Source organism: Microbacterium sp. 4NA327F11 (assembly GCF_005503465.1).
GTDB lineage: Bacteria > Actinomycetota > Actinomycetes > Actinomycetales > Microbacteriaceae > Microbacterium > Microbacterium ginsengisoli.
Genome location: NZ_SCOB01000003.1, coordinates 37,705 through 50,025 on the forward strand (window position 1 = coordinate 37,705; position 12,321 = coordinate 50,025).

Here is a 12,321-nt window from a genome sequence, read left to right on the forward strand (position 1 = left end):
GACCCGGTCAGACGTTCCGTCCGAGCCGCTCGCGCCGCTCGGCGACCTTCTCGCGCACGAGGCGGAATCCACCGCTGGTGAGGTAATAGCGCAGCAGCGCGAGGTCCCGCCGTCGCCCGCGCGGCATCGCCAGGATGCGCTCGAAGCGGTCGCCGCCGGTCAGCCCCGCTGGAAGGGAGGTGTGGTCGGCTGCGTGCGCCGGGGCGGCACAGAAGTCGACCAGGGGCGACAGGGCCCGCGGCCACGTGTAGGCCTCCGCCACGGCACGCACCCGCTCCGCGGCGGCCGCGCGCGTCACAGGTTCCGCGAGGCTCGCGATCGCCGCCGCGAGTGCTGCGGCATCCTTCTCGGGAACCACGGCGCCGAGTCCCTGTGAGGTGATGACCTCAGCGAACGTGTCACCCTCGGTCGCGATGATCGGGAGCCCCGCCCACAGGTAGTCGAGCAGGCGCGTGCGGAACGAGAATCGGGTCTCGGCGTGCACGACGTGGGTGCTGACGCCGATGTCCGCGTCGAGGAGGTAGTTGACGCGGTCGTCGTAGTCGACCCAGGAGTCGTTGAAGAAGACGGTCGTGTCACGCAGGCCGAGGCGCTCGGCAGCGGCGACCGTGTCGGCGACCACCTGCATCTCCGGGACATCGGGGTTGAAGTGGCTCGCGCTGAGGAAGAAGAGCTTCACCCGGGGATGCGAGTCGCGGAGCACGCCCATCGCCTCGACGAGCGATACCGGATCGAACCAGTTGTAGATTCCGCCGCCCCAGATCAGCACCACATCGCCGTCATCGATCCCGGGGACGATGCCTTTGAGCGCCGGACGCGTGCGAACTGGTGCCACCGCCGGTAGACCGAACGGCACGATCCGCACGAACGACGAGAAGGTCTCATCGGCGAGATAGGTGGTCGGATTGAGACGCCCGAGGGTGGAGAGTGCCCCGAGCCACAGGTCCCGTTGACGCTCCGACGCGCAGAGCACGACGTCGGCGCGGAGGAGCTGCTCGTTGATCAACGAGACGGCCTTCCGCACCTCCTCGTTCCAGGTGCGCTCATCGGAGAACTTGTTCAACTCGAGCTGTTCGAGCTGGAACGGGTCGTAGAGGTCGGCGACGATGATCTTCGCCGACGTGCGCACCGACGGGAACATGCGGAACGAGACGCCCTGCACGACGATGACGTCGCACCACTGCTCATGGACCGCGATCGCGGCGTCATCCGACTCATGCACGGCATGCAGGCCGAAGCGTTCGCTGGCGCGCTCGATGCGGTTCCAGGACACGATCCGCACGTCGCAGACATCCGCCAAAGCCTCGGCCATGTTCCAGACGCGGATCGCTGGACCGGCCATCTTCTCACCGATGAGGTCTCCGGTCACGATGAGTACCCGGATGCGGCGCTCGCCGGTCACGCTCAGTCCCCGAGCGGCGGCATGATCGCCCACGAGCGGTCGCGGGCGATGCGCAGGCCGTCGCGCATGCCGCGGAACAGATTGCTGGTGCCGCGCACCTTCCGCTCGACGATGAGCAGTCGGATGATCTCCTTGACGAACGTGAGCGCGGTGCCGAGCGCGAAACGCACCGGACGGTAGGCGCCGTGCTCGGCGAAGTAGTGCCGCATGATCCCGCGGTTGCGCATGATGTAGTAGCGGTACGCGTCGCTCGATGCGTTCAGGTGCCGGGTGCCCATGTCCCACTGGCGGATCTCGCGCGTGCGGGTGAGCACGAACTCGTTGACGATGACCGCGGTGGTGCGCAGCGAGGCGAGCCAGCCGTAGACCGAGTCATCCCAGTAGATGAAGAAGCGCGGGTCGGGAAGGCCGATCTCGGCCACGATCGAGCGGTGGATGAACATGCCCTCGAAGCACCCGGAGTTCATCTCCCGGTAGCCGGCGCCATCGAACCCCGCGGGCGCGAACGGGATCGGGATGCCGAGGGGGATCGACAGGCGGTACTGCCAGTAGAACTCGCTGCCGTCGTAGTCGTAGCGGCGCCCCTGGATGCTCTTGAACCGCGGTGCCCACGCGCCCATGCGCGCGAGTCCGTCGGAGATGACCTCCACGTCGTCGTCCATGAGCCAGATCCACTCGCTGCCCAGCTCGTACGCGACCTGCATCCCGACGCTGAACCCGCCCGAGCCACCGGTGTTCTCCTCGAGCCGGCGGTAGACGAGCTCGGTGCCGAGACGTTCCCGGTAGCTCTCGACGACCGCCGTGGTGTCGTCGCCCGACGCGTTGTCGACGATCACGACGTGGCCCGGTTTCGGATCCATCGCGATGATGCTGTCGAGGAGCTTCGACAGCAGCGCCGACCGGTTGTAGGTGACGATCGCGATCGTCGCCGACGCGGGGTCGAACGAGGTGGTGGCGGGCACGTCGAAGGCAGGGGATGCGGCGGCCATAGCCCTCACATCCTACCGAGCCTTCCTCGCCACTCCCACAGTGACTGGTGCTCGTAGGCGCGCGTCGCGCAGACGACGAGCAGCAGCCATCCGAATCCCGAGAGGGCGAAGCTCTCGAAGAAGGAGTAGACGATGAGGGCGACGAGCACGAGCGGCGTCCACGCGTAGACGACCGAGCGCCGGTTGGATGCGTCGATCCATGAACGCACGAAGGCCGTCGCGCAGAGCGCGAAGAAGAGGACGAACCCGATCCAGCCGAGTTGCAGCAGCGCGTCGAAGAAGGCGTTCAGCGCCGACAGGTTGGTCGTGCCCAGGCTGGCGTTGATGGCCGAGAACGGCATGTCGCCGGGGATCCACGGTCCGAACCAGCCCCATCCTCGAAAGGGGTGGCTGCGCACGAATCGCAGCACCGTGAGCCACAGGTCGTAGCGTGCGTTGATGTCGTCGTCGGCGCCGATCAGGGTGATGAGGCGCTGGCGCAGCAGGTAGGCCAGCACGATGCTGGCGAGCACGGCGGCGCCGAGGGTCCACTGCACGGCGGACCGATACGGCGCCCGTGTGTGCCGAACCATCAGCAGAACGGATGTCGCCACCGCGCCGGCGATCGCGACGACCAGCACGATCGGCGATCCCGTGAGGAGGGCGAGCGCTCCGGCGAGCAGCACGGAGCCCAGCGAGAGCCACGGGGAGACCGTGTTCGCTCGCCACTCGATCACGAAGGTCACGATCGCCATCACCGCCGTGAACCCGAGGGCGTTGCGGGTGCCGAAGATGCCCTGGATGGGTCCGAGCGAGGCGATGTTGCCCTGGATGCCGAGGATGTCGATGGGATGGTCGAGGAAGACACCCGCAAGCAGTTCAAGGGCGAGCGAGAGCACGAGCACGATGCGCGCGACGTTGGCGAGCGCGTGCACGACCTCGAGTGTGTCGCGGGTGTTCGCGATCGCGACCCCGACGAGCGCGATCGCGACGATCGAGACCGCTGAGACGAGGCCGGCCTGAGGGTCGGTGTTCCACAGCAGGCTGAGGGCGGCCCACCCGACGAATCCGACGGCGAGCGGCGTGGTCAGCCGGGGGAGGGAGATGACGCGTCGGTGGGCGAGGAGGACGGCCACCGCGAGCACCGACAGCACCGCCACCATGGTGACGTAAGTCGCGATACCCGCTGTCCGTTCGATGACCGTGCGGCAGCAGACCACCAGGAAAGCGGTCATCGTGAAGGCGTGCGCGAATCTGTCGGAGCCGAGGAGCGTGGTCAGGGGGTGTGCGGGCGGGCGGGCGGAGGCGGCATCCGTCATCGAGACCGCCATTGCTCCGAGGCGGCGCCGCGCGCGGGCGCATCGCCGGTCACGCGCGGCGCGCGCTTGATCGAGAACGTCACGGCGACGATGAGTGCCCACGCCGAGGGCGGCAGCCCGGCCGGCGAGGTCGCCGAGTGGATGAGGGTCACCGTCAGAGCGAGGGTCGGCACAAGTGTGAGCGCCGAGTAGGGGCGGTCGTCGCGGATGTCCCATCTCGGTCGGTCCGCGCCGAAGAACCACGATCGCCACACGGCGCCGGCCAGTGCCGCGGCGCCGAGCACCGTCGCGACGGGGCCGGCGGTGAGCCAGAGGCCGCTCCACGCCGGAGCGATGGTCACCTCCCGCGGCCACAGCACGAACACGATGAGCGAGAGCACCACGGCGGCGGCCGCGTACGCGGCGTACAGCGGCGTGCGTCCGCCGAAACGCCGCACGGTCCGCATGAGGAGCTGGGTGGTGAGCACGAGCCCGACCGCGAGTGCGGCCGCCGCGCCCGCGGGCGACCAGGCGTGCACGAACATCACAAGCTGCAGCGCCAGGACGATCCCGCGCACCCCGCGCCGTGATGCCCGAGCACGCAGCAGGGCGCCGGTCGCGATGAGGCCGGTGAGGGCCGTCGCCGCGAGGACGTCGGGGGATCCGAGGCCACCGGTGATCGAGCCGAGACGCCAGAGCGATCCGTCGCTCACGAGGAGCCCGGTCGCGCCCTCGAGAGGTCCGCGCAGCACGGTCGCCGCCCACGCCTCCAGCGCGAGTCCGGCCCCGAGCACCCATGACGCCGCCGACGAAAGCGCGATCACGAGCTCGACCCACGTCAGCACACTCGCCAGGAAGAGGCCGTGCACCGCGGCGGACGCGAGAGCGAGTGCCGCGGGCCAGAGCGTCGCCCGATCGGGGGAGAGGGCGATGGTCGTCGCCGCGACGACGACGAACGCGAGCGCCGCCCACGGCAGCCGGCGCCAGGCGAGGCGCCCGCGGCCGAAGAGCCAGATCGCGAGCGTGGCCACGAGCGAGGCGGCGAGCAGCAGCTCGGCGACGTCGGGGCCGAGCAGCGATGCCCAGAGAGGGAGACCCACCAGGATGACGAGCGCGACGAGGCACCACGCGCGCAGCAGCAGGTGCGGGGTCGTCTCGCGGAGCGGGGCGGCGGGCGGCGCGGCGATCGGGTGTCTCGAGTGCACGGCCATCGTGATCTCAGCGTAGTCGCGCCCGCCTAGGCTGACAGGGTGATCGTGACGCTGTCCAACGCTCCGCGCGACTACGCCTGGGGTTCGAGTACTCTCATCGCCGACCTCGAGGGCCGTGCGCCGTCGGGCCGGCCCGAGGCCGAGACCTGGTTCGGCGACCATCCGGCGTCTCCGGCGCTCGTCGGCGCACCGGGGTCCCCGACGCTCGACGCGTGGCTGACGGCGCGCGGCGAGCGCCCCCTCCCGTATCTGCTGAAGCTCCTCGCCGCCGCGGCGCCCCTCTCGATCCAGGTGCACCCGTCGAAGGCCGAGGCCGAGGCCGGGTTCGCCGCGGAGGAGGCGTCGGGGCTCGCGCGCGATGACGCGGCGCGCAACTACCGCGACGACAATCACAAGCCCGAGATCCTGGTGGCGCTGAGCGCCCGATTCGACGCGCTGGCAGGGCTGCGGCCGGTCGCGGCATCCCGGGCTCTCGTCGAGGCGCTCGGTGTCTCCGCTCTCGCCGACCGGCTCGCCGGGGACGACGATGCCGACGTGCTCGCCGACGTGCTCGCGTGGGTGCTGGGCGAGGGTGACGAGGTCGCCGCCGCGGTCGGTGCGGCGCTGCAGTCCCCGGATGCCGCGGCCCGCGTGGCGTTCGCCGCCGAGCCCACCGCGAGCCTCGAGGCCCTCACCCGCGTCGCGGCGATGAATCCGGGCGACCCCGGCGTCGTGGTCGCGCTGCTCATGAACCACGTGTCTCTCGGCACCGGCGAGGCCGTCTACCTGCCGGCCGGCATCCTGCACGCCTACCTGTCGGGCCTCGGGGTGGAACTGATGGCCGCGAGCGACAATGTGCTGCGAGGAGGGTTGACGCCGAAGCACATCGACGTCGCCGAACTGCTGCGCATCGTCGACACCCGTCCGTCGGCGCCACCGTTGCTGGCGCCTGTCGCGTCCGGCGCGGTACGACGCTACGCGCCGGCGATCCCCGACTTCGCGCTCACGCGGGTGAGCCTCGAGGGCGGTGCGGTCGAGGTGCCGATCTCGGGTCCGGCGATCGTGCTGGCGACGGCCGGGACCCCGTCGGTCGCGGGCGGTGAGGCCGCGACCTCCATCGCTCTCGTCCCCGGGGGCGCGGTGTTCCTGACAGCCGATGAGTCCGTCGTGCGGCTGTCGGGCGTGGGTGAGGCGTTTGTGGCTGAGCCGGGTGGGAACGCGGGCTGAAACCTCTGCCAGACCGGCGCGTCGCAAACCTTCGACTCATGGTTGAGTGTTTATGATCCGCGACTTGACCAATCCGAATGACACCGCTGTAATTTACATACGCGCTTCAGGTGGACGCGGAGGGGAGAACGAGATGTCGGCATCGCAGTACCGATCGAGTGTTCCCGGCAACTGGTTCGTCGATCCGGTGTTCCTGGGCGTCCCGGGCGTACGCCGCCCCGAGGTCGACGACGACAATCCGCTCTCGTGGCAGACCGACGCTCTCTGCTCGCAGACGGACCCCGAGGCGTTCTTCCCCGAGAAGGGCGGATCGACCCGCGACGCCAAGCGCATCTGCTCCACCTGCGACGTCCGCGGCGAATGCCTCGACTACGCGCTCGAGAACGACGAACGCTTCGGTATCTGGGGCGGGCTGAGCGAGCGGGAGCGCCGCAAGCTCAAGCGTCGCGCCTGACCTCCACCCAATGCGGCGCCGCTCGGCGCGGCGTGGGGGAGTGCGTCGACGCTCACCTAGGCTGACCACGTCATGCCCGACCGTGTCCACGCCCTCCTCGTCGTCCGCCCCGACGGGCGCGTCCCGGCCGCGGCGCATCTTCGCGCCACGCTCGACGCCCTCTCCCGGCAGACCCGTCAGATCGACGCGCTGACCATCGTCGTGTGCGGTGGAACCGGCGAAGTGCTCGACATCGCCGGGACCTCCGGTGCCGAAGGCGTCATCACGGCGGGGTCGGCCGTCTCGTTCGCGGAGGCCCTGCGGCTCGCGACTGCGCGCCTCTCGGGCGACGCGGTGTGGCTTCTCGCGCAGGACACCGCCCCCGCCCCCGATGCTCTCGCGCGCCTGGTCGGCGCGTTGGAGATCTCCCAGACGGTCGCGGTCGTCGCCCCGAAGGTCGTGAGCGCCGACGACACCGCGCTCATCGTCTCGCTCGGAGAGACCCTCACCCACGGTGGGCGCCGTATCGGCCTGGCGGACGACGAACTCGACCAGGGCCAGCACGACCACGTGGAAGACGTGCTCGGCGCCGACGTGCGCGGCATGCTCGTGCGCACCTCGGTGTGGCGGGCGCTCGACGGTCTCGACGACGCGCTCGCCGGTGCCGACGAGGGGCTGGACCTCGGCATCCGGGCCCGACTCGCCGGGCATCGCGTGACCGTGCAGCCCCGCGCCGTGGTCGCGGTGGCGGGTGATGGTGTCGCAGGTCTGCCGAGCCCCGACACCCGTCGTCGCCGTCGGCTTCGGGCGTTCGCGACCCGCACGGCCCAACTGCATCGGCGCCTCGCGTACGCCCCCGCGGGCGCCGTCCCGCTCCACTGGCTGACCCTGCTCCCGATCACTCTGTGGCGCACGGTGATGCACCTGGTGGCCAAGAGCCCGGCGCTCGTGCTCCCCGAATGGGGTGCGGGTCTCGTCGCCGCCTGGCGGCCAGCCGCGCTCGCCCGGTCGCGTTCACGCATCCGCCGCGCGCGGGTGGCTGCGTGGTCGTCTCTGTCGTTGCTGCGCATCTCCCGCTCGGACCTGCGAACGCGGGTCGAGGCCGATGGCGATCCGGATGCCGCGGCCCGCCCGACGCGCGAGGAGCTGCGCTTCTTCGCGGGTGGCGGAGCCTGGGTCGTGCTGGCCGCGCTCGTGGTCTCCATCGCGGCGTTCCCGGCTCTGCTGGCCTGGCCCACGCTCGGCGGAGGAGCACTGGCTCCGCTGTCATCGACGCTCTCGCAGCTCTGGGCGAACGCGCTGTACGGCGCCCATTCGGTCGGATTGGACGCCGCGATCCCGTCCGATCCGTTCTCCGCCCTGCTCGCGCTGATCGGAACCCTCTCTCCCGGGGCACCGTCGCGCGCGCTAGTCGTGCTCTGGATCGCCGCGCTGCCGCTCGCTGCTCTCGGCGGCTGGTTCGCCGCCACCCGGATCACCTCCCGCGACTCGCTGCGCATCCTCGGTGCGGTGCTGTGGGCGCTCGCACCCACCTTCCTGGTGGCGCTCGTCGACGGTCGGCCGGCGGCATTGATCGCGCACCTCGCCCTCCCGTGGCTGCTCTACGCCGGCGCGGTGGCGCATCGGTCGTGGGCCTCTGCCGGCACGGCCTCCCTCGTGATGGTGGTGGTCTGGGCGGCGTCGCCGTCCCTCGCTCCTGCGCTCGTGGCGCTGTGGGTGCTGGCCGTCATCTCCGCAGTGGTCGCGCGCGGGGGGCGGGGTGTCGCGCAGGTCGTGTGGACGATCGTCCCGGCCGTCGTCGTCTTCCTGCCCCTCGCCTGGGCACAGATCAACGCCGGCACTCCGTGGGGCCTCCTGGCCGACCCGGGCATCACCGTCTCCGGTGGGGCGAGCGCGGATGCCGCGGGTCGCCTGGCGCTCGTGGCCGGATTCCCCGTGGATGGACTCGGGGGGTGGGAGCAGCTCGTCTCCGCTCACCTGCCCGGGCTCCCCACGTGGGCGCCGGCGCTGCTCCTGGCCCCGCTCGCGATCGTGGCGCTCGCCTCGCTGCTCACGCCGCGCTGGTTCGTGGGGGCCGCGGCCCTCATCCTCGTGGTCCTCGGTCTCGGCACGGCGTTCCTCGCCGTCGGGGTGAGCGTCGCGTTCGCCGCCGACGGCACGCCCGTCGCGCTGTGGCCGGGCGCGGCTCTCAGTCTGGCGTGGGCGGGGGTCGTCGGCGCGGCGCTCGTCACGCTCGATGCCGGGCTGCCGGTCCGGGCCGCGGCGGCACGCGGCGTCACGATCGCCGTCCTGGTCGTGCTCGGCGCGGCAGCCGTCCTGCCGCTGCTCGCGTCCGAGCGGCGTGGCGCGCTCGAGATCACCAACGGCCCCGACTCGACGGTGCCCGCCTTCGTCGACGCGCAGACCCGTACCACGCCGAACGTCGCGACCGCCGTCGTCACTCCGCTCTCCTCGGGAGCGATCTCTCTCGACGTCGTCTGGAACGGCGGCGCCACCCTCGACGGCCAGTCGACCCTGCTCGCCACGCGTACGTCGGCGTCCGGGGCGTCCGTCCAGTTCGCCGGTCTGGTCGTCGACACACTCTCCTCCGGCGCCGACGCTCCGCTCGCGGCGCTCGCCTCCGCCGGTGTGGGATACATCCTCATCCCGACGCTGCCGGGCTCTGAGACCGACGCGGCTCGCGCGACCCGTCTGGCCGCAGCCGCCGCCCTGAACCAGAACGCGCAGCTCGCGGATGTCGGCCTCACCCCCAAGGGGGAGCTCTGGGCCGTGCGCGCCGGGGTCGTGCCCCGAGCGGATGCCGCGGCATCCGTCACCGCCACCGCCACGCTGGTCGGGGTGGGGCAGCTCGCCATCGTCGTCATCGCGCTGCTGCTCTCGCTGCCGACCGCCGCGTCTCGGCGACTCGCCCGCCAGACCCCGCGTGTCGTGGGTCCGCGCGCTCGGGAGGACGACCGATGACCCGCGAACGCGTCGTGTTCTGGGCGGCCACGTCCACGCGTCTGATCGTGGGCGCCGCCGTCGCCGTGGCGCTCGTCCTCGCCGTGGGAGTCGCCGCGGCTGCGCCCTGGCCGACCGTCGCCGCGGACAAGTCGGCCGTCACGGCGGCCCCGGCCGCATCCTCGACGACGCTCGCGTGCACCGGCCCGCTCATCGGGGTGGGGCGCAGCTCCACCGACATCGCGGCCTTCGACAACGCGGGTCCGGTCGCGGTGACGACGGCGTCGGCCTCGGGTGGCGACCCGGTCCTCGGACGGGTCTCCAGCCCGGCCGTGCCCGGCTCCGCGCCGGCCACGATCACTCAGGCGCCGGCCAACGGCGCTCGCGTCGGCGTGGCCGCCGCACAGTCCGGCTCGGTGAGCGCCGACGATCTGCGCGGATTCGCCGCCAGCGCCTGCACCTCGTCTCGCTCCCAGCAGTGGCTCGTGGGCGGTGCCGCGACGACCGGATACGCCGATGTCGTGGTGCTCACCAACCCCGAGGACGTACCGGCCACGGTCGACATCACGGCCTACGGCTCGCAGGGCGCGCTGAGCCCGACCGGCGGTCAGAACCTCGTCGTCCCGGCGCGATCCCAGCGCGTGCTGCCGCTTGCCGGCCTCGTGCCCGGCGAAGAGGCTCCGGTGCTGCGCGTGAGCGCCACGGGCGCCGCCATCGTCGCCGCCCTGCAGTCGAGTCTCACCCGCACCCTGCTCCCTGGTGGGATCGACCAGATCACCGCGACAGCGGAGGCAGCGACACGGGTCGTGATCCCCGGAGTGACGATGCCGTCATCGGCCGTCGGCGCCCAGGGCTCGTCGCCGGTGACGGTGCTGCGCGCCCTCTCAGCCGACGTCGCGACGACGGCGACCGTGACGGTCGCGGCGGTCGGCGGCGGCCAGCTCTCGACACGGCAGATCCCGCTCGCGGCCGGGATCCCCACCGAGCTGGAGCTTCCGGGCCTCGCGGCCGGAAGCGTCACTGTGACCGTCACCGCGTCCGCCCCGGTCGTCGCCGCCGTGTGGCAGGCCACCGGACTCGGTGAGGGTTCGGACTTCGCGTGGTACTCCGCGGCGCCGAGCCTCACGGACGATGCCATCGTCGCCGTCGCGGCAGGCCCGTCACCGGTGCTCACCATCGCGGCGGGCGAGGAGGCGGCATCCGTCACGCTCACTCCGACATCGGGCGGCTCGGCGACCACCGTGTCCGTTCCCGCGTCCGGGTCCGTCGCCGTCCCGGTGGTCAGCGGCGCCGGTTACGTGCTGTCGGCGAGCGCGCCCGTGAGCGCGAGCGTAGGCTACAGCGCCACCGGGCAGCTGGCGTCCTACCCGGTGGCGGCGTCGGCCAGCCAGACCGCGCAGGTCACGGTCATCGTCGATCGCTGAGACAGCTCAGAGGAAACGGAACCGCTCGGGCCCGAGATCCCACGGATCGCGATCGAGGTACTCTGCAGCCGCGCGGAACACGCAGCTCTCGACGATCATGCGCCGGTGGTGCTCGTCGTTTCGATGGAGCCTGCTCATCCGCTCGATGGGAAGCCGATAGAGCACGATGCGCTTCTGCGTCGCATCGACGCTCCACCGCGGCACTCCGGTCGGCGTCTCGGCGGACGGCAGGTCCGCGATCTCGAACCGCACCTCCCGCAGCTCCTCCCATGCGCCGCGCAGGAATTCCGCGGTGCTCCCGACAGCGAGGTCGAAGCGGTCGACACGCGTCTCGAGCGGGGGAAGCGGCGGGCGGACGACGGCGCTGCGGCCCTCGCGGCCGTGTCGTCCGTGCCGGCTGGGCAGCGCACGGGCACTGCGGCGGGAACGTCGACGCATCATTCGGCTAGCCTAACGAGCCGTCGGCCGCATCGATTTGTCCCCCGATCTACCTACAGACAGGTCACAGGGTCGCCCGTAACCTACGGTCGGGGCGTACTTTGACCATGCTCGGGGATAAGGGGTGGCGTGGGCTCGCTCAGGCAACGAGTCGTTGCCGCCGTCCTCGCGGTGTCGGTGATCGGAATGGGACTGGTGGCGCTGATAAGCGCGCCCGCCACCGCCTCCTCACGCGCCGCCGCGACGGTTTCCGCGAAGTGTGACGCCGACGTCGTCTTCATCGGCGTGCGCGGCACGGGAGCGCCGGCCGGCACCGATTCGGGCGACGGTGGGCGCACGTGGAACGACGGCGGATTCGGCCAGGTCGCGGGGCTCGCGGCGCGGTTCACGATGGATGCCTCGGCCTCCGGGACGACCGCCTGGGTCGAGAGCCTCGACTACCCGGCGTCGCTGGACGGCTTCTACCTCGGCAGCATGAACGAAGGCGCGCGGGCGCTGAAGGCCGAGCTGGACGAACTCGCCGGCTGCGCCACTCCGCCCAAGGTCGTGCTCGCCGGTCACTCCCAGGGTGCGCACGTCATCCTGCAGACCCTTGCGCCGCAGAACGAGTTCGGCGCGCCCAGCGGATTCAGTCTCACGGCACAGGAGCGCGCGATGATCACGGGTGTCGTGCTGTTCGGCGATCCGAGCTACGTGCCCGGCGAGCCGTGGAATGCTCCCGGTTCCGGCACCGGATGGGGTATCTTCCCTCGCAGGGCCGAAAGCCTCGCGATGCTCGCTCAATACACGTGGGAAGACACCCCTGCGGGAGCGAGCCAGCCGCAGACGACCTCCAAGATCCGCTCGTACTGCGTCGCGGGAGATGCATTCTGCCAGAGCGGTCTTGCCCCCAACGCGATCGAGCTCCACAACGAGTACATGGTGGATTTCACGAATGACGCTTATGCCTTCCTCCAACGCACGCTCCGCGCGCACTGACGGCTCGGTCCCGTCCCTCGCGA

The 12,321-nt window shown here is 71.3% G+C and carries 10 protein-coding genes; 5 read left to right on the forward strand and 5 right to left on the reverse strand.

Features of this window, described 5'->3' with window-relative positions; all coding sequences use genetic code 11:
- Positions 1 to 7: 7 nt before the first annotated feature.
- The 4 genes from FFS51_RS02915 to FFS51_RS14620 are packed head-to-tail and all read right to left on the reverse strand — an operon-like array spanning position 8 to position 4,879.
- On the reverse strand, positions 8 to 1,402 hold the full coding sequence (locus FFS51_RS02915; RefSeq protein WP_249352635.1) for a glycosyltransferase: 1,395 nt from the start codon (positions 1,400 to 1,402) through the stop codon (positions 8 to 10).
- 2 nt (positions 1,403 to 1,404) lie between these two features.
- Positions 1,405 to 2,391, reverse strand: coding sequence for a glycosyltransferase (locus FFS51_RS02920; RefSeq protein ID WP_137877472.1), 987 nt, complete (start codon positions 2,389 to 2,391; stop codon positions 1,405 to 1,407).
- Between the two features lie 5 nt (positions 2,392 to 2,396).
- The gene (locus FFS51_RS14615) at positions 2,397 to 3,689 is read right to left on the reverse strand and encodes an O-antigen ligase family protein (RefSeq protein WP_171006080.1); all 1,293 of its coding nucleotides are present in this window, start codon (positions 3,687 to 3,689) and stop codon (positions 2,397 to 2,399) included.
- Positions 3,686 to 4,879, reverse strand: a complete 1,194-nt coding sequence (locus FFS51_RS14620; protein ID WP_171006081.1) for a hypothetical protein — start codon at positions 4,877 to 4,879, stop codon at positions 3,686 to 3,688. The genes FFS51_RS14615 and FFS51_RS14620 overlap by 4 nt, the downstream gene beginning before the upstream one ends.
- A 39-nt stretch (positions 4,880 to 4,918) precedes the next feature.
- On the opposite strand from FFS51_RS14620, the gene manA reads away from it, so the two are divergent.
- From manA to FFS51_RS02945, 4 genes are all read left to right on the forward strand, one after another.
- Complete coding sequence (manA, locus tag FFS51_RS02930; RefSeq protein WP_137877474.1) at positions 4,919 to 6,085, forward strand: mannose-6-phosphate isomerase, class I; 1,167 nt, start codon at positions 4,919 to 4,921, stop codon at positions 6,083 to 6,085.
- Between the two features lie 133 nt (positions 6,086 to 6,218).
- Complete coding sequence (locus tag FFS51_RS02935; protein WP_048808915.1) at positions 6,219 to 6,539, forward strand: WhiB family transcriptional regulator; 321 nt, start codon at positions 6,219 to 6,221, stop codon at positions 6,537 to 6,539.
- A 72-nt stretch (positions 6,540 to 6,611) separates the two neighbouring features.
- Positions 6,612 to 9,479 carry a glycosyltransferase gene (locus tag FFS51_RS02940; RefSeq protein ID WP_137877475.1) on the forward strand — a complete coding sequence of 956 codons (2,868 nt, stop codon included), beginning with the start codon at positions 6,612 to 6,614 and terminating at the stop codon, positions 9,477 to 9,479.
- Positions 9,476 to 10,882 carry a DUF5719 family protein gene (locus FFS51_RS02945; RefSeq protein ID WP_137877476.1) on the forward strand — a complete coding sequence of 469 codons (1,407 nt, stop codon included), beginning with the start codon at positions 9,476 to 9,478 and terminating at the stop codon, positions 10,880 to 10,882. Before FFS51_RS02940 ends, FFS51_RS02945 begins: the two co-directional genes overlap by 4 nt.
- 6 nt (positions 10,883 to 10,888) lie before the next feature.
- Here FFS51_RS02945 and FFS51_RS02950 read toward each other — a convergent pair whose 3' ends face one another.
- Positions 10,889 to 11,323, reverse strand: coding sequence for a metallopeptidase family protein (locus FFS51_RS02950; protein ID WP_416361461.1), 435 nt, complete (start codon positions 11,321 to 11,323; stop codon positions 10,889 to 10,891).
- 192 nt (positions 11,324 to 11,515) lie between these two features.
- Here FFS51_RS02950 and FFS51_RS02955 point away from each other — a divergent pair, with 192 nt between their 5' ends.
- Complete coding sequence (locus FFS51_RS02955; protein WP_171006082.1) at positions 11,516 to 12,298, forward strand: cutinase family protein; 783 nt, start codon at positions 11,516 to 11,518, stop codon at positions 12,296 to 12,298.
- Positions 12,299 to 12,321: the final 23 nt, after the last annotated feature.